The organism is Acinetobacter sp. TY2 (genome assembly GCF_046269225.1).
GTDB lineage: Bacteria > Pseudomonadota > Gammaproteobacteria > Pseudomonadales > Moraxellaceae > Acinetobacter.
Window position 1 is genome coordinate 1 of sequence record NZ_JBJZOR010000010.1, and the last position, 16,981, is coordinate 16,981.

Genomic DNA, 16,981 nt, shown 5'->3' on the forward strand with positions numbered 1-16,981 from the left:
GAGGATGGTGCAGAGGCAATTTGGGCTAAAGCGAAAATTGATTTTGATGCAATCGCTCAAAGTTTGAAGGAGGTGTCATGATGGGAATTCTAAAATACGCGATTATCATTGAAGCTGACACCCCTCCTCACATTTTGCTTGGTCAGAACTTGGGTGGAGGGATTGTTAAAGAGTTGAAAGAATTAGAAGCCGAACTTCTTTCTGCTTCTCAGTTGGCCAAGAAATACAATTTTAGTGTGGATGTAATCAGAGATCGGCTTGTATCAATTAATCAAGGCACTAAAGGAAAGGCCTTGTATAATTCACGCTTAGCTCATGAGTTACTGACAGCAAGAAATAAAAGAGGCAGACCGAGAGCTAATTAGCTCTCACTGTCGTTAAACATTTCTACTAAGTCTTGTGCATCAGGATTGTAGTATGTATTAATTAATATCCCGATGGTCTTGTGTCCTGTTATTTTTGCCAAAACTTCAACTGGCAACTTCCTAACCTTAACCATCCTTGTAATAGCTTCATGCCGTGAATCATGGAAGTTTATTTGAGCAAGGTTTGCTTTTTTCTTGGCTCTTATCCAAGCCATGCAGCATATATGTTTCGAAATTGGTACTAACTCATTATTAAGAGGAAGAATTGAAATTAATCTTTTCGCTTCCTTTGATAAGGGTACATTTCGAGATTCTCCATTTTTGGTCATCGGCAGATGTACAAAACCATCCCTTAAATCTTCTCTGCGCATTGCGAGAATTTCACCCTGTCGCATTGCTGTTTCAAGTGCAAATAAAAACGCCCATGCTACATATTGCTTTGGATCAACAGGTGTAATTAAACCATTCCAGCCAAGAGCTTCGAGCAGCTTATTTTGCTGTTCTGGTGTAATCCGTTGGTTTCTTGATTTTTCTTTTCCCGGCATTGCCACTGTATGCCAAACATTCGATTCAATTAAAAAAAGCTCTTTCATTGCATAAGTAAAAATAGCCGAGTAAATTGCGTGCTCATTTCTTAATGTTGCCACCTTTACTACTTTTTTACGATTATTGCGCCACAACGCAATATCAGTTGGCTTAAAGTCGTAAATAGATTTATCGGCAATATTTGGCGCAATACGGTCAAGATTTTTTATCTTAATCAGAATTGTTCGAGCTGACCGCATATGTCGGCCATGCTCTTGAAAGTACTTTTCACATAATTGACGAAATGGATATGCAGGTTTTATACCTTGTATAAGCTCAGACCTTCCTGTTTTTAACTCCAATAGCTTCAATGAAGCCCAATGTTCACACTCTTTAGCAGTGTCTCTGGTTGCTGTATATCTCTTGTTTTCAAATGTGACTGTAATCCGCCAACTTGAACCACGCTGTATCGGTTTTGGTATTTTCATTTTATGGTGCAGAATTGGTGCAGATTGCTCTGTATTCTAGCTATAAAATAAAGAAATGGAAGAAAATACGGTTAATTTAATGCAGATAATAAAGCGATTTAAATACTCATAAAACATCAATATTAATATAAAGCATTGTTTTTTAATATTTAATTATATTGTTTTTTTAATAAAACCTACTAAAGTGTCTAAATAAAACCTAAAATCATTGTTTAGACACTCCTCATAGTAGTCAAAGCCTTACAGGATATTAGTGTTAATTATGTATTTTCAATAACTTACCCACACATATTGAAAGTGAAAAGTAACTTAAAATTTCTATTACATCATCTAATACGTAACAGCTTTCCAACATTATTATTTTACAAGTTCATAATATTACATGTGTTGTAGTTGTGGCTATTAATCGTATATTGTTTATGAAAAAAATGACGCTATTTTATTCAGATCAATCTTCACTAGGTAAATCGAAGAAACCATGATAATGCACTGAAAACTATTCCCGTTTCATATAAGAAATAGTTACCGATAATTAAACATCAAGAATTTTGTATAAAGTATATAAAATGTAATCAAGCTTAATTGTCCCACCAATTCTAAGACTCATCCCTTATAATTATTATTGAAATGTAACCTATCATTGTTCACAAAAGGAGTAATAAAAATATTACCTCATCATCAGTAACAACACTTTCTAAATTCTAAAGAAATTATTTTTTCAAGTTTTTTATTTTTTACGGTTATGATTAATATGAATTTAATATCAAAAAGTCAAATTTTACTTGGCACACTTATCTCTACATTATGCCTAACATCGACTAATGCTTCACTATTAGAAGATAAAGTAAACTCATTAGAAAAAGAAGGATGGAAAGTCGGTGTATCTATATTTGATGCTAATTCAAAAAAGCTTGAATCAGTAAATGGAGACACTCGTTTCCCATTAGATAGCACGGTTAAAGCTTTAGCATGTGCAAACGTACTTGCTAATGTCGATAAGAAATTATTATCTTTAGACAAAAAAGTATTGATCGATAAAAAAGATATTGTTACATACTCTCCTGTCACAATTAAACGAATAAATAAAAATATGACTCTGAGAGAAGCTTGTGCTGCAACAACAGCTTATAGTGACAATACTGCCGCAAATATTACTATTTCAGCCGTTGGTGGCCCTCAAAAATTGACTCAGTTCATGAGAGATTTAGGTGATACAAAAACCAGATCTGATAGGTATGAACCAGAACTTGTTATTAATCCAGAATATGATTTAAGGGATACAACGACTGCTGATGCAATGAGTGAAAGTTTAAGCAAGTTACTCATTGGGAATACGCTTTCTAAAAATTCTAAAGAACAACTTAAAAGCTGGATGATGGATAATAAAGTTGCTGACAATCTGCTACGAGCTAGATTACCAAAAGGTTGGTCAATAGCAGATCGCTCTGGAGCAAGTGACTATGGTATTAGAGGGATAACATCAATGGTGTGGTCAGCAACTCAAGAGCCATTATTTATAAGTATCTATGTAAGAAAAAGTAACACTACCCTTGATGAAAGATCAAAAATAATTAATGAAATTGGCGAAGTTATTTTCAATAAATATCATTAAAAATTAAGATTTATAATTGATCTAATACAATTCAAACTAAAAGGATTGAGCCCTCAATTGAGGGCTTTTCAATTATTTTCCATTCCACGCATCATCACTTTACAAACCCACTGGTAAATAAATCATTGTTTTTAAATATTTATTTTTTAATATTTTTAATATTTAGCTTTAAATTCTTTAGATGCCTACTAAAATAATTGTATACTACCTATTTGTTATCAAGTCAGAATAGCAAAGCTTGTTTCTCCACTCTTCGGATCAAAACTCAATGTCTACCTTATTGCTGATTACATCTGCACCGAGTTCAATTCATGCGTGGCATGCTTTAGGACTTGCACAATCACTCATCGTAAAAAAAGAGGAAGTCCGTATCTTCTTTTATCAAGATGGCGTTCAGGTTGCCAATGCATTTCAATGGGTTCCCGATGATCAGCGTAATCTGACCCTTGAATGGCAAAAATTGCAGATCCGACTTCCTGTCTGTGTAAGTGCGGCTTTAGCACGAGGTATCACCGATGCTGAAAATGCACAACGCCATAAAATTCAGGCACACAATCTTGCTTCAGGCTATGAATTGGTCGGACTCGGTGAGCTTGCCGATGCAGTTCAATCTACAGAACGTCTAATTCAATTCTAAGTGGTTATGTTTATGAAATTATTTCAATTGAAGGGTGGAATTGTGTGAAAAATGTTCTTGTTATTTTAACGCAGCCTGACTTAAACCGTCTGCAAGTCTCTGAAAGTCTTTCTGCCACTATGGTTTTAGCCACATTTGGTTGTGAAGTGAAAGTCTTACTCAAACAAGGTGCGTTAAGTCTGTTACAGTCTGAAAGAGCATTTGATCCACTCAAGCATGCCTTTAAACCTGCCTCAAATTTAATTGATAGCTTTGAGTTTTATGATTTAACGCCTATTTTGGTGGAATTAACTGAACAAGCATCAGCTTTTATCAAAGCATCTACACAAGACATTGAGTTTGTAGAATTAAACACAACATTTATTCAAAAATTTGATCATGTCCTATATTGGTAATCTACATTTTCAACGCCATATCTGCTGAATCACACCATTTCCTGATATGTTGAACATTTTAAATATCAGTATTATTGCAATTTAAAAATATGAATAGGAACAATCATATGAGTGATCAAACACTTTATTTTATTCAATCTGAATTTGCTAAAACAGATATGATTTTGAATCAATTATGGCAAATGATGAGTCTAAATGACAGCATTGTTTTATTTGCTGATGCTGTACTGTTTGCTCAAGATCAACGCTTAGCTGCCTATCCATATCTGTATATTTTAAAACAAGATGCTGAATTAAACCCCATACCACTTCCCTCTCACATTCAACAACTCAATTATGATGACTTGGCGAATTTAGTACTTCATTTTACGCGGTGTATTAGTTTGAAATAAATAATGACTTAAAAATTTCAGCATAAAAAAGTATTTTTATGAAATTATGATGAGATGATATAGACAGCCCTTATTCATCTATTTAAAATTAATCGACCATACTGCTTAGGCTATTTTATGAACTTTGAATTGGATCAAGATGGACATTTGGTGGATTACACCCTTTGGAATGAAGATGTTGCACAGCAACTCGCTGAAAGTCTTGAGATTGAGCTTAGCCCTTGGCATTTTGAAGTCTTAAATGCTGTACGTCAGTTCTATGCACAATTTGGACACGCTCCTGCGACTCGCCCACTGATTAAATTTCTCATGAAAACCATTAGTCCTGAGATCAACAATGCGGTATTGCAGGAAAAGTTTAATACAGGATTAGTCGCACGACATTTAAGTCGTCTTGCTGGCGTGCCAAAACCTGCGAATTGTCTATAAAATAGGATCTAATCTTTTCAAATTGAAGCTTCATAGCAAAATATCACGCCTGTTTTTGCACTGTTTGATAATAAGCATCGGTAAAAATAGCGTTAACTTGACGTGCCTGAATCGTTTCACCACATTCTGAACAGGTCAATAAAGGCTGAAAAATCTTACCACAACCTTTATGCTGATATTGCACAGGCGCACCCAAACCTTGATCCATCCATTGGTCTGCCCAATTGGTCATACTGAGCAAAATAGGATAAAGCTGCAAACCTTTTTCTGTCAGGCGATATTCAAAACGATCAGCACGATCAGGATATTGAACTTTTTGTAAAATTTCATTTTCCACCAAACGCTTTAAACGCTCAGACAGCACATGCCGAGTGACACCTAAGTTTTCTTGAAAATCATCAAAACGACGTAACCCCATAAATGCATTACGAATAATTAGCATTGTCCAACGATCTCCAACCACAGATAATGTCCGAGCAATTGAGCACGGTTGTTGACCAATATCATCCCATTTCATACGGCTAAACCATTTCATAAAATTGATTTTCTTAGAAAATTATAGATTTTTTTGTAAGGTTTAAAAAGTGCTATTTTACTTTTAAGATGTTTAAAGCCACCTTAAATCACGTGCATTAAAAAACCCGCCTATGACAGCGGGTCGGGCATCAATCATGAATTGATGATTGAGACAAACATATCTGACCAGGGAAAATCGAATATCATCTTGTTTCAATAGCGTTATTATCAGTATTTTTATGAATAACCGCTTATCATTTTCTGCCATTTTTATGTCATTATCTGACAATTCATCTTTTCAACTTAAATTCATTCCTTCTTTTCCATAGATGTACAAAAAACTTGTTCCGTCATTCCTGAATTGACTAAGCTTTGATGTTGCTTTTCAATAAAATTATTGGCAATCATAAGCATAGCAGATGCCATATCAAGTTCTATATTTTGCTTAGAAAGTTCTGCAATTTGATGATACGCCTTTATACGGCTACAAAATGCCTGTTTCTGTGCAGAGGCATCACTTTGAGCATTAGGATCATCTAGTATTAATTTGGTCGCATTCACTTGCGCTGTATAGTGTTCAATCTGCTGATCATATTGTGCTTGGGTAAGTTTTTGATTCGCTTCCACCGATTGAATGCCTAATTGTGGCATGTGTTCTTTTGATATTTCTAACCGAGTAGGTATTTGTTGAATAGCATAAATAGAACTTGTACATACTAAAAAATATGTACTCAATAATACTTGTATCATCCTTGTTTTATTTGGCATAGCTTAATCATCTTTTTTATTTAGAAATGGGATAATGCAGTCATTATCCCAAGTATTTTTCAAAACTTATAACGCGCCTTCACGCCATACATCTTCATATTCATCTGCATCTATCATAAAACGAAAACCTTCTTCTAGCGCAAGATACACCAACGCATCAGGAAAAATTTCTTCAAGTTCTTTAACAGTAATAATGTCAAAGAAATCTTTACCATCTTCAAGTTCACCACCGTAAATAAACCAAGCAACTTTATCTTCATCTGGCTTTTTACGTAAACCGACAATCGGTTCTTTAGTCAACGTCTGTTTTGCAATTGCAACAAGATCATCTTCATTGACTTTAATGTATCTTGAGTCAAATTCTTCACAGACCAATTTCTGCTCTTCAATAAAATCTTGTAGCATAATGCCGTCCTGTATCTGTTCATTTAAAAATATGATTTTATGCGGATGTCAGCTCAGTAGCAATGATTGTCTACTCTATATACCCACTAAAAAATCTCATTCAGTAGTGTGCTAATTTAATATTGTAATGATGCACTTAATTACCAACGGAATTTATTCCAATTTTCAGGGTTTGCCCAAAATTTTGAGTTAAACCAATCAGGGACATGCTTATAAGTCAAAATATTGAACTGCCACAAAGCAAAATCACTTTCGTGGGTAGTTTTATCAATCAATTGAGTGAAACCAAGAGAACGTAATAGTTTTTCATCTTGTAATTTACAGGTTACGACAATGCGTTTTGCCAACAAATCTCGGAGTTTAACGAGCATTTGTGCTTTTTGCGTGTCGCTAATATTGGCAAATTCGTCACTATCGAGCAGAACAAATCCAAGATCATATCGCTGTGTAAAAGGCAGACTTAAAAACTCAGATACGTTAAAATAGTGCCATTGAATTGAATGATTTGTTTGATATTGCGCTAAATTCTGCCCAATACACAATGCAGTTTGAATAGGTTGTTCCGCAGACAAATCGTCTAGCATTGACGTGATGACATTTTGCTCCGCCATACCTGCACCTTATATTGAAAGAGTAATACAACATGGAACTACAAGGCATTTGTCATAAAATGCATGCAGATCTGAAAGATCTTAGTGTAACTGATCAGCAAAGCCACAAGGCAAATGTTGAATATAAATTTGTACTAGATCGCTCACAAATCGAACGTCCATTTCAGCTTGGGCAAGAAATTGAACTTGAAGCCACAGGTAGCATTTACTGTGTAAGCTGTGGTTCTAAAACACCAAAATCATATTCTCAAGGGCACTGCTTTAAATGCATGAAAACCAAAGCTTCATGTGATATGTGCATTATGAAGCCTGAAACGTGCCATTATCATTTGGGTACATGCCGCGAAGAAAGCTTTGCACGAGAAGTTTGCTTTCAACCACATATTGTATATTTGGCAAATTCAAGCGCTTTAAAAGTAGGCATTACACGTCTTGGTCAAATGCCCACGCGTTGGCTCGATCAAGGGGCAACACAAGCATTGCCAATTATGAAAGTGGGTTCAAGACGTTTATCAGGGCAGCTTGAAGTGATGTTTGGTACACAAGTTGCCGATAAAACCGATTGGCGCAAACTGCTTAAAGGTGAAGCTGAACCTTTAAATTTGATTGAGGCACGTGATGAGTTACTCAATGAATTTGGGTCACACATTGAAATGATTCGTGATGAATTCAGCATGAGCCTAGATTTCAATGAAAATGTTGAAATTTTAGAGCATGAATTACCTCGAGAGTTTATCTATCCTGTCGATATTTATCCTGAAAAAATTAAATCACATAACCTCGATAAAACCCCTGTCATTCGTGGCAAATTACAAGGCATTAAAGGGCAGTATCTCATCATGGATACAGGTGTGATCAATATTCGTAAATATACAGGTTATGAACTGAAAATTCGTGCGGAATAATCATTAATATTATGACACCCAATCAGAAAACCCTCTAAATGTAGAGGGTTTTCTGATTGGGTGTACGTTTTATAATTTTAAGATTCAACATCTAAAAATTTTAAATTTTGTCGGTCGCTTTTCAAACAAACTTCAGGCAACCGAAATAAGTCAGCAATGATTGCAACTTCTTTTGCAGCTAAAACATCTTCATAAATTTTTTTAGCAAAATTATCGTAACTCGTATTGACCAAGATATTTTTAATACTTTGCTGATTTTGCATCAACTCTTCTTCTAAAAGGATCAACGACTCCTCTATCAACCGTTTACTTAAGCCCTTTCTTTGAAATTCAGGGTGGATAGCCATTTGGTCTAATTCTAAAATAACTTCTGGACGAAACCCTGATTTTTGCGCCCAAAAGATATAACCTGATATGTGCTCATCACATTTAAGCACATAACAAATATAACGAGGATATGCAGAAAAAGTTGAAAGAATCCATTGATATGAATCCTTTTGACGAATAAAAGTAAGCTGATGGATTTTTGCAAGGTGTTGAATATCGCTCGCTTGAGCTTTTTGGATAGAAGTCTTCATATGTTTATTTCAACAATGTTAAAACGGCTTGAACAGGATCTTCACTATTTCCTGCTAAAAGTTGTTTATGCATAGTCAATAACTGCATAACTTGAATTTGTGCAGTTTCTTGATTCATCAACTTTTCAATTTCAGCCGCCAATTTTTCAGCCGTTGCATCTGACTGAATTAACTCCTGAATAACTTTCTTGCCCGCAATAATATTTGGCAAAGAATAGTATGGAATTTTGATCATCAACTTCGCAATAATATAAGTCAACCAATTAAGTTTATAAAACGTCACCATTGGACGGTGTAATAACAAAGCTTCAAGTGTTGCAGTACCTGACGCCAATGCTACAATATTGGCTGCATTCATGACTTGACGACCAATTTTGGACTCTTTATCAGTATTTTCTAATAAGTGAATTTGATCGATTAGAGCCTTTGGATAATTTTGCAATAAACCTTCAATCTGCTGTTTACGAGCATCATTAATTGCAGGAATAATAAAATGGTAGTCAGGATATTTTTTTTGTAAAATTTGTGCAGCGTCAAGGACTAAAGGTCCGAGTCGCTCAATTTCACCACGACGGCTCCCTGGTAGTAAAGCAATATGCTTTTGACTAATATCTAAACCGAGCTCTTGTTTTGCTTCTAAAATTGAGTTTTGTAAAGGCAATTGACTTGCCAGAGGATGCCCGACTGCAACAGCAGGTACTTGAAACTTTTGATAAAAGTTTTTTTCAAATGGAAATAAACACAACACTAAATCAATCGTTGCCTTTATGCCATGTACACGTCCTTGACGCCATGCCCAAACAGATGGACTGACATATTGGACTGTTTTAATCGGTAGATTTTTAGCTTTTAAACTTTTTGATAAGCGTAGATTAAAATCTGGCGCATCAATCCCAATAAAAATATCAACTGGATCTTTTTCCCACTTTTCCACTAAACCATCACGTACGGCGAAGAGTTTTTTTATATCTTTTAAAACTTCAACAATCCCCATCACTGACAAAATATCCATTGGATATTCACTGTTAAAACCTTCCGCAATCATTTGAGGGCCACCAATGCCCTCAAACGCCACATCTAATCCTTGCTCACGAAAACTGCGCATCAGTTGGACACCTAAAGTATCACCCGATACTTCACCAACCACAATTCCAATTTTAAGCTTCCGATTTTGCAAGAAAATATCCTCAAATGCAGTATTCATCTGAAGTGTAACATGACTCATGAATGGACGTATACTCGACACTTTTTTAACATTATGGTTGTATTCTTATTACAGTAAAAGACTAAAAAATTAATATCAGCACATCATTTTTACGCCAATTCAAACCATTTTTGAGTATTCTCCCTACAGTACTACTCCTATTGCCGCATTATTTTTTATTCAAATTTCCAATTGTAAAAGTATTGTATCCCAACACCATAATAAATAAAATTAATGATAATCATTTTCATTAGTATTTATTAATGCTCATCTCTCATTCTTACTTTAAACTTTCATTATTAACATTAGCTATTTTCCAAACTCAATCTAGCTTCGCAGATTCAACCGAAAAACTCCCGACTGAAGTGATTCAAGCAAGTTCTTCTCCTGATCAAGCATCTTCTGAAAAGACTAAAGCCTATATCATTCAAAAATCGAACAGTGCAACGAAACTTAATATTCCCCTCAAAGAAACACCACAAACCATTAATGTTGTAACACACCAACAACTCAATGATTTTGCCTTAACCAATACACGCGACATCTTACGCAATGCCCCTGGTGTCATGGTGAACAATCAAGAAACTGAACGTACAAGCTATACGGCTCGTGGTTTTGAAATTTCAAATATTTTGATTGATGGTGTGGGCTTTCCACTTGAAGGCTACAATTATAATAATGACAACCCTGACAGTTTCCAATTTGATCGTATTGAAGTCGTTAAAGGTGCAGATTCTTTAAATAATGGCGTGGGTGATCCTGGTGCAACCATTAATATGATTCGTAAACGTCCGACCTCAGATCTACAAGCATCCTTAAATGCGAGTTATGGTTCATGGAATACCCAACGTTATGAAGCTGATGCCTCCTCAGCGCTGAATAAAAGTGGCTCTATACGAGGTCGTGTATTTGGTTTTGAGCAAACAGGCGATAGCTATCTCGACAATTATTCACTCGAAAAAAATGGCATTGGTGCAATCCTTGAAGCGGACTTAACCGATCGAACCTTATTAACATTGGGTTATACCGAAACCAATAGTAAATCTAACGGCAATAATTGGGGTGCAAATCCACTCATCAATACCCAAGGTGAGCAGCTCAGCTATTCACGGAATTATAATTTCAGCCCCGATTGGACTTATTGGGACAATAATATTAAAAATTATTTTGCTGAGTTAACCCAAAAACTCGGTGACAATTGGTCAGTTAAAATTGCTTATGATGAAAAGCACACTGAACGTAATTCAAAACTATTATTTTTATCAGGTAACCCAGGGGCAGACGGTACATCAGGCGTTTATTTGTGGCCAGGAATATACGTAGATGATAACAAAGCTCGTCAAGCAGATATTCAATTGAAAGGAAGTTATTCTCTTTTAGGTCAACGTCATGAAGCAACTTTAGGCTACACATGGTCACAAAATAATGCAAATGAACTAGGCTATGGTGGCAGTTACGCTAATCACCTCACTACAGATTTAGATAGTTGGACACCAGACCAACCTGATTGGAATTTATCCAAAACGAGTGGTGAAATGCATATGAAGCAAAAAAATCAGAGTATTTATGCTTCTACACGCTTACATTTCACAGATGATCTCAAATTATTACTTGGTGCGAATTATATTCAAGCTGAAAGTAAAGGGGCAAGTTATGGCACAGACACCATTTATGATGAAAATAAAGTCCTGCCCTATGTCGGTTTAACCTATAACTTTAGTCCTGAATATACAGGTTATATGAATTACACCTCAATTTTCCGACCACAAACCACTAAAGCATTTGATGGAAGTATTAACAAGCCGATTGAAGGCGATAGTTATGAAGTTGGAGTGAAAAGTAGTTGGCTTGATGATCGATTAACTGCAAGCATGGCAGTCTTCCGTACCGAAGAAAATAACTACCCATTACGTAATTCTGATGGCTTACCAACACTACGCAAAACTCAGGTCAGTGATTTACGCTCACAAGGTTATGAATTTGGCTTTGCGGGGCAACTGACCGATGATTTAAATCTAAGTTTTGGTTATACGCAATTCAGTCTAAAAGATCTAAAAAATGGTGGAGATGCCCGTACATTTAATCCTACACAATCTTTGAATTTACTGACAACCTACCAAGTCCCACAATTACCCCAATTAAAACTCGGTTTGGGTGTTCAGTGGCAAGACAAAACGCATTTAGACATTGCGGAATCGAGTGCTAACGGTGTTGTGATACAAAAAGCAGGAACGATTCAACAAGACGCTTATGCGTTGGTTAACCTAATGGCGAGTTATGAGTTAAATGATCACATTACACTGCAAGCCAATGGTAACAATATAACCAATGAAAAATATTTATTTAACTTCCCTGATGGCCAAGGGTTTTATGGCGCACCAGCAAACTATAGTGTTGCTGTGAAATTGAAGTACTAATTTTTATTTTTATGTGCATTAATTTTAACTATTGATAATACTCTATACAGCATTTGGATTTGAATCATTATCCAAATGCTGAATTTTTCTCACTCCAAAGCATAAACTCAATTTTTAATATATATGATGATCTAAAATATAGAGCTTACAGAGAAGAATCATGTTTTTATCCAAAATACTCTCCCCTAAAATGCCTTCGATGTTTCTATTTTCACAGTGGCGCTATCGTCTTGCGGTGATCTACCGTTTCATTATCGCTTTTGGGTTGGGCTATGTATGTATGAGCACCTTATCCAATCTTGGGATTAGCATATTTCAAAGTCTATTACCAAAGGCTGAAGCCATTTATTTATCGGCGTTTATTTCACTCATCTTCATGACGATTTATGTCATTGTTAGTTTTTGTATTCAATCACTTATAAAATTAACGCTGGTCAGCACAACACTTTTTGCTGTGCTTTTCGTGTTGAATTTTTTCCTTAATGATGGAATGACTTGAATCATGCAAAAATCGATTAGACAATCAATGGCATGGTTACATGCTTGGCTCGGTTTGAGCTTCGGATGGCTGTTCTTCGCTATTTTTCTTATGGGCTCTGTTAGTTATTACCGTCACGACATCAGCCTATGGATGCAACCACAATTTGCCACGATACAAGTACAACAAAACACAGCTATTCAAAGTGCTTTTCAATACCTCAATACTCATGCGCCCGATGCAAAAAGTTGGTACATTGGCGTGGCAAGTCCTGAACATCCTGTCAATCAAATTTATTGGCAAAAAGCCGATGGTGCATATGAAAGTAAAACATTAGATGCCAATACAGGTAAAGAACTGACACTTTCAAGCACGCAAGGTGGCGACTTTTTCTATGGTTTTCACTTTCAGTTATTTGGCATTCCCATCATGATTGGGCGGCTGATTATGACTATTGCAGCACTAATGATGCTCATTACGCTCATTTCGGGAATTATCACACATAAAAAAATCATAACTGACTTTTTCACTTTAAGAGCCTTTAAAGGACCACGATCTTATTTAGACTTTCATAATGTCACATCTGTGATTGCACTCCCCTTTTTCTTGACGATGACCTTTACAGGTTTGGCTATTTTTTTCTATGTACTTCTCCCTGATGGCTTAAAAAAGGTCTATCCCGACAATCCATTTCAATATTTTGAAGAAATTCGTACCATTTCAGTCCCCAATCAAGCGACAGCTCAACCTGCAAGCATGCTACCAAATGAGTACTTTTTACAAAAGACAGAACAGCTTTGGGGTAAAACTGCATTCGATAATATTAGTATTAAACAACCCAATACAGATCAAGCACAAATCACCGTAACAGAATTAAAAGATCATTCAATAACACGTAATCAAGCACAACTGAGTTTTAATGCACATACAGGGCAATTTCTTCAAGACACCCGAAATCACAGCGCAATTGCAACTTTAAATGCAAGTATGTATGGCTTACATATGGCGACTTTTGCACAACCACTGTTAAGGCTTGGACTCTTCTTTTCAGGCTTGTTAGGCTGTGCAATGATTGGTTCAGGACTTTTATTGTGGAGCTTAAAAAGACAGCTACAAAATAAGCAAAACCAATTTCATTTCGGGCATTATTTAGTTAATCGTTTAAATGTTAGTGTTATTATTGGCTTACCCACTGCGATGCTGAGCTATTTATATACCAACCGTTTAGTTGATTTACCTGCGGGATCGCCGAATTATGAAATTTATAGTTTCTTTTCAGTGTGGTTGCTCACTTTTATATGTGCACTCTGTACGCCACAAAAATGGCTGTGGAAGAGTCAACTAAAAGTATTGATTATTTTAGCGATATGTTTACCTCTACTGAATCTTTATCAACTATTGAATCATCAATATATTCATTCTTTCGCAGATTATTGGCACTTCCTACGCATTGACTTAGCAATTTGGGCATTAGCACTTTGCGCAGTATTTTTACATCAAAAATTACAACCTATTCAACATAAAGCCACCCTCAAAATGCAAAAAAAATTGCTTAAACAACAAGATCAGCACAGCATTAAGGAGCCTTCAGCATAATGTTCATTCTGCTCATCTCCTGTATTCTGATCTGTATTTGGCTTGCAAGTTACCTACTGTTTTTATGTAGTTCGAAACAAAGCGTTAAAATCATAGCCAACAAACACAAGCACCCCATACAATTCAGGATTATTTCTTATGCAAAGTTAAGCCGTTTTATTGCATTCTTCTTGATTATTCTTGCATTAGCCATTTTATGTGATCAATTTGGAATCAGTATTGGCATAGTCAGTTTATGGATCTTTATGACACCAGTATTTTTCATTTTTATATTATGGTTCAATAATTTAAAAAATAAAACTAAACATGCCAAAAGAGGTTAAAAATACAATGCTCACTAAATTACAAAACAACTTTAGCATTTTTTTGCATAAGTAAATGAACAATCAAGACAACCCCTTATATGAAAAAGTCATAACATACGGCTGTTTTTAGATAATTGGCACCCGTAGTCATGTTTGGTCCTATTGAGTTTATTTTAGCAGGCGTTTTAGTTGGTTTTTGCGTTGGTATTACAGGTGTTGGAGGTGGTTCATTGATGACCCCTATTCTGATTAGCCTATTTCGTATTGAGCCACATATCGCGATTGGTACAGACTTACTGTATGCCGCAATTTCAAAGTTTTGCGGTTCAATGGTGCATGCTAAAAAACTCAATATCGTATGGCCAATTGTCCTTTGGCTCGCTTTAGGCAGCATTCCTGCATCTATTATTACGCATTGGATATTGGATAATTATTTAAGTGGCTCAACTCATTATAAAGCAGTGCTCACCACAGTCTTGGGCTTTATGCTCACCCTTACAGGTATTTCAATTGTATTTCGTGCACAAATTGAAAAATTCTTTGCGAAATATCGTAAAGGACAAATATCAGAGCTTGAACAAAATTTCGATATTAAAGGTAAAAAAACTTATGTCGTCATTATGGGAATTGTTTTAGGCATATTTGTGACGTTGTCTTCAGTCGGTGCTGGTGCATTTGGTATTATGGCACTTATTTTAATGTTTCCTAATTTACCGATGATTCGTATTATCGGTTCAGATGTCGTACATGCAGTATTACTTACGTCTGTCGCAGGCTTTGCTCACATGACGTCAGGCAATGTCGATTTCCATCTACTCGGTTGGTTACTTGTAGGTTCAATTCCTGCCATTATTATTGGTACGCTCATTAGCTCACGCTTACCAGAACGTTTGATTCGTAAAATTTTAGGTATAACGCTCTTTGCACTCGGCATTAACTTTATTCTACACCCTGTTAAAAGCAAACCTGTAGAGAAACCACAAACAGCAATGATCATATCTCAAACGCAAGTTACAACAGCCATTTCAGTTTAAAGCACCCGCATTTCAAATGCATAGACAAAACTGGATGACAATTTTTTTATAGGTCCTATAGATTTTATTGATGTTTTAGATGGTTAAACATCCATAAAATCATGCTATATTCGGACTACTAACAATACTTTTGTATGATCTAATACCAGTGACGGCAATGAATACAGTAAAGTCAAATCAAATTACACAGTCAGATATTGATGATGTGAATGTACAAAGCATTCAACCTCTTGTAACTCCAGCACAATTAAAAGCTGAATTACCACTTAATGAGCAAGCCTATCAAACGGTATTACATGGTCGTGAAACTGTCCGCAATATTTTAGATGGCTCGGACAAACGTCTTTTTGTCGTGATTGGCCCTTGTTCTATTCATGATCCTGTTGCTGCACATGATTATGCAGATCGTTTAAAAGTTCTTAGCGAAAAAGTCAAAGATACTTTATATATCGTGATGCGTGTATATTTTGAAAAGCCACGTACCACAGTTGGTTGGAAAGGTTTAATTAACGATCCTGACATGAATGACTCTTTCAACATTGAAAAAGGTCTTCGTTTAGGTCGTAAACTTTTACTTGAACTCAATGAAAAAGGTTTACCTTGTGCGACTGAAGCACTTGATCCAAATTCACCGCAGTACTATCAAGATTTAATTTCATGGTCTGCTATTGGTGCACGTACCACCGAAAGCCAAACACACCGTGAAATGTCTTCAGGTCTTTCATCTCCTGTAGGCTTCAAAAATGGTACAGATGGTGGTTTAACCGTTGCAACGAATGCCATGCAATCGGTGAAACATGGTCATAGTTTCTTGGGTTTAAATAACGAAGGACAAGTTTCTGTTATTCGCACCCAAGGTAATCCATACGCTCACGTTGTTTTACGTGGTGGTAATGGCAAACCAAATTATGATGCAGGCTCTGTTGCTGAAGCTGAGAATGCATTGGCTAAAGCCAAAGTCAGCAATAAAATTATGATTGATGCAAGCCATGCAAACTCAAACAAAGACCCGTATTTACAGCCACTAGTATTAAGAAATATCACTGAGCAAATTCAAGACGGTAATAAGTCTATTGTGGGTTTAATGGTTGAAAGCCATATTAAAGGGGGTCGCCAAGACATTCCTGAAAACCTAAACGATTTGGTCTATGGTCAATCTGTCACTGATGGTTGTATCGATTGGGAAACCACCGAAAAAACGCTACTTGAAATGGATGCAGCACTCAAAGATCTTTTAGCAAACCGCTAAGTCAAACAAAACGCCATCTACATAGATGGCGTTTTGCATTATGATGTTAGGGAAATAGAGTCTGTATGAGTA

The 16,981-nt window shown here is 35.9% G+C and carries 18 protein-coding genes; 11 read left to right on the forward strand and 7 right to left on the reverse strand.

Annotated features, from left to right (window positions below):
* The first annotated feature begins 80 nt into the window (after window positions 1-80).
* Window positions 81-365 (forward strand): DNA-binding protein, encoded by a 285-nt coding sequence (locus tag ACK1JC_RS08010; protein WP_409511461.1) that lies wholly within the window; start codon window positions 81-83, stop codon window positions 363-365.
* On the opposite strand, the gene ACK1JC_RS08015 is transcribed toward ACK1JC_RS08010, so the two are convergent.
* On the reverse strand, window positions 362-1,378 hold the full coding sequence (locus ACK1JC_RS08015) for a tyrosine-type recombinase/integrase (protein ID WP_409511341.1): 1,017 nt from the start codon (window positions 1,376-1,378) through the stop codon (window positions 362-364). The genes ACK1JC_RS08010 and ACK1JC_RS08015 overlap by 4 nt on opposite strands.
* A gap of 751 nt (window positions 1,379-2,129) precedes the next feature.
* On the opposite strand from ACK1JC_RS08015, the gene bla reads away from it, so the two are divergent.
* The 5 genes from bla to ACK1JC_RS08040 all read left to right on the forward strand — a co-directional run bounded on the left by bla (window position 2,130) and on the right by ACK1JC_RS08040 (window position 4,843).
* On the forward strand, window positions 2,130-2,990 hold the full coding sequence (bla, locus tag ACK1JC_RS08020) for a class A beta-lactamase (protein ID WP_409511342.1): 861 nt from the start codon (window positions 2,130-2,132) through the stop codon (window positions 2,988-2,990).
* A gap of 268 nt (window positions 2,991-3,258) precedes the next feature.
* Window positions 3,259-3,627, forward strand: a complete 369-nt coding sequence (gene tusD / locus ACK1JC_RS08025) for a sulfurtransferase complex subunit TusD (protein WP_409511343.1) — start codon at window positions 3,259-3,261, stop codon at window positions 3,625-3,627.
* 44 nt (window positions 3,628-3,671) lie between these two features.
* Entirely contained in the window at window positions 3,672-4,022 is a 351-nt protein-coding gene (locus ACK1JC_RS08030) for a hypothetical protein (RefSeq protein ID WP_409511344.1), read from the forward strand.
* Window positions 4,023-4,129: 107 nt separating this feature from the next.
* Entirely contained in the window at window positions 4,130-4,414 is a 285-nt protein-coding gene (locus ACK1JC_RS08035) for a DsrH/TusB family sulfur metabolism protein (RefSeq protein ID WP_409511345.1), read from the forward strand.
* 117 nt (window positions 4,415-4,531) lie between these two features.
* Complete coding sequence (locus ACK1JC_RS08040) at window positions 4,532-4,843, forward strand: TusE/DsrC/DsvC family sulfur relay protein (RefSeq protein WP_409511346.1); 312 nt, start codon at window positions 4,532-4,534, stop codon at window positions 4,841-4,843.
* Window positions 4,844-4,886: 43 nt separating this feature from the next.
* Here ACK1JC_RS08040 and ACK1JC_RS08045 read toward each other — a convergent pair whose 3' ends face one another.
* The 4 genes from ACK1JC_RS08045 to ACK1JC_RS08060 form a co-directional block, all read right to left on the reverse strand.
* Entirely contained in the window at window positions 4,887-5,360 is a 474-nt protein-coding gene (locus tag ACK1JC_RS08045) for a winged helix-turn-helix transcriptional regulator (RefSeq protein WP_409511462.1), read from the reverse strand.
* Window positions 5,361-5,668: 308 nt separating this feature from the next.
* Window positions 5,669-6,127, reverse strand: coding sequence for a hypothetical protein (locus ACK1JC_RS08050; RefSeq protein ID WP_409511347.1), 459 nt, complete (start codon window positions 6,125-6,127; stop codon window positions 5,669-5,671).
* Between the two features lie 66 nt (window positions 6,128-6,193).
* Complete coding sequence (locus ACK1JC_RS08055; RefSeq protein ID WP_409511348.1) at window positions 6,194-6,532, reverse strand: hypothetical protein; 339 nt, start codon at window positions 6,530-6,532, stop codon at window positions 6,194-6,196.
* A gap of 140 nt (window positions 6,533-6,672) precedes the next feature.
* Entirely contained in the window at window positions 6,673-7,143 is a 471-nt protein-coding gene (locus ACK1JC_RS08060) for a DUF6231 family protein (RefSeq protein ID WP_409511349.1), read from the reverse strand.
* A 32-nt stretch (window positions 7,144-7,175) separates the two neighbouring features.
* Here ACK1JC_RS08060 and ACK1JC_RS08065 point away from each other — a divergent pair, with 32 nt between their 5' ends.
* Window positions 7,176-8,048, forward strand: a complete 873-nt coding sequence (locus ACK1JC_RS08065) for a DUF2797 domain-containing protein (RefSeq protein ID WP_409511350.1) — start codon at window positions 7,176-7,178, stop codon at window positions 8,046-8,048.
* Window positions 8,049-8,125: 77 nt separating this feature from the next.
* Here the strand turns inward: ACK1JC_RS08065 and ACK1JC_RS08070 are convergent, their stop codons facing one another.
* Both ACK1JC_RS08070 and lpxB read right to left on the reverse strand, forming a co-directional pair.
* Window positions 8,126-8,626, reverse strand: coding sequence for a GNAT family N-acetyltransferase (locus tag ACK1JC_RS08070; protein WP_409511351.1), 501 nt, complete (start codon window positions 8,624-8,626; stop codon window positions 8,126-8,128).
* A 4-nt stretch (window positions 8,627-8,630) separates the two neighbouring features.
* The gene (lpxB, locus tag ACK1JC_RS08075; protein WP_409511463.1) at window positions 8,631-9,803 is read right to left on the reverse strand and encodes a lipid-A-disaccharide synthase; all 1,173 of its coding nucleotides are present in this window, start codon (window positions 9,801-9,803) and stop codon (window positions 8,631-8,633) included.
* Between the two features lie 290 nt (window positions 9,804-10,093).
* Between lpxB and ACK1JC_RS08080 the strand changes: the two genes are divergently transcribed.
* The 4 genes from ACK1JC_RS08080 to ACK1JC_RS08095 all read left to right on the forward strand — a co-directional run bounded on the left by ACK1JC_RS08080 (window position 10,094) and on the right by ACK1JC_RS08095 (window position 16,909).
* Window positions 10,094-12,247, forward strand: coding sequence for a TonB-dependent siderophore receptor (locus ACK1JC_RS08080; RefSeq protein ID WP_409511352.1), 2,154 nt, complete (start codon window positions 10,094-10,096; stop codon window positions 12,245-12,247).
* Between the two features lie 502 nt (window positions 12,248-12,749).
* A complete protein-coding gene (locus ACK1JC_RS08085) occupies window positions 12,750-14,321 on the forward strand; it encodes a PepSY-associated TM helix domain-containing protein (protein WP_409511353.1) in 1,572 nt (523 codons plus the stop codon).
* Between the two features lie 454 nt (window positions 14,322-14,775).
* Window positions 14,776-15,660 carry a sulfite exporter TauE/SafE family protein gene (locus ACK1JC_RS08090; RefSeq protein WP_409511354.1) on the forward strand — a complete coding sequence of 295 codons (885 nt, stop codon included), beginning with the start codon at window positions 14,776-14,778 and terminating at the stop codon, window positions 15,658-15,660.
* Window positions 15,661-15,817: 157 nt separating this feature from the next.
* Entirely contained in the window at window positions 15,818-16,909 is a 1,092-nt protein-coding gene (locus tag ACK1JC_RS08095) for a 3-deoxy-7-phosphoheptulonate synthase (protein WP_409511355.1), read from the forward strand.
* The last annotated feature ends 72 nt before the right edge of the window (window positions 16,910-16,981 follow it).

Excerpts from the sequence above, each read along its gene's own strand:
- ACK1JC_RS08010 (WP_409511461.1), top strand. The coding sequence starts at position 81 with ATGGGAATTCTAAAATACGCGATTATCATTGAAGCTGACACCCCTCCT.
- ACK1JC_RS08015 (WP_409511341.1), bottom strand. The coding sequence starts at position 1,378 with ATGAAAATACCAAAACCGATACAGCGTGGTTCAAGTTGGCGGATTACA.
- bla (WP_409511342.1), top strand. The coding sequence starts at position 2,130 with ATGAATTTAATATCAAAAAGTCAAATTTTACTTGGCACACTTATCTCT.
- tusD (WP_409511343.1), top strand. The coding sequence starts at position 3,259 with ATGTCTACCTTATTGCTGATTACATCTGCACCGAGTTCAATTCATGCG.
- ACK1JC_RS08035 (WP_409511345.1), top strand. The coding sequence starts at position 4,130 with ATGAGTGATCAAACACTTTATTTTATTCAATCTGAATTTGCTAAAACA.
- ACK1JC_RS08040 (WP_409511346.1), top strand. The coding sequence starts at position 4,532 with ATGAACTTTGAATTGGATCAAGATGGACATTTGGTGGATTACACCCTT.
- ACK1JC_RS08045 (WP_409511462.1), bottom strand. The coding sequence starts at position 5,360 with ATGAAATGGGATGATATTGGTCAACAACCGTGCTCAATTGCTCGGACA.
- ACK1JC_RS08050 (WP_409511347.1), bottom strand. The coding sequence starts at position 6,127 with ATGCCAAATAAAACAAGGATGATACAAGTATTATTGAGTACATATTTT.
- ACK1JC_RS08055 (WP_409511348.1), bottom strand. The coding sequence starts at position 6,532 with ATGCTACAAGATTTTATTGAAGAGCAGAAATTGGTCTGTGAAGAATTT.
- ACK1JC_RS08060 (WP_409511349.1), bottom strand. The coding sequence starts at position 7,143 with ATGGCGGAGCAAAATGTCATCACGTCAATGCTAGACGATTTGTCTGCG.
- ACK1JC_RS08065 (WP_409511350.1), top strand. The coding sequence starts at position 7,176 with ATGGAACTACAAGGCATTTGTCATAAAATGCATGCAGATCTGAAAGAT.
- ACK1JC_RS08070 (WP_409511351.1), bottom strand. The coding sequence starts at position 8,626 with ATGAAGACTTCTATCCAAAAAGCTCAAGCGAGCGATATTCAACACCTT.
- ACK1JC_RS08080 (WP_409511352.1), top strand. The coding sequence starts at position 10,094 with ATGCTCATCTCTCATTCTTACTTTAAACTTTCATTATTAACATTAGCT.
- ACK1JC_RS08085 (WP_409511353.1), top strand. The coding sequence starts at position 12,750 with ATGCAAAAATCGATTAGACAATCAATGGCATGGTTACATGCTTGGCTC.
- ACK1JC_RS08090 (WP_409511354.1), top strand. The coding sequence starts at position 14,776 with ATGTTTGGTCCTATTGAGTTTATTTTAGCAGGCGTTTTAGTTGGTTTT.
- ACK1JC_RS08095 (WP_409511355.1), top strand. The coding sequence starts at position 15,818 with ATGAATACAGTAAAGTCAAATCAAATTACACAGTCAGATATTGATGAT.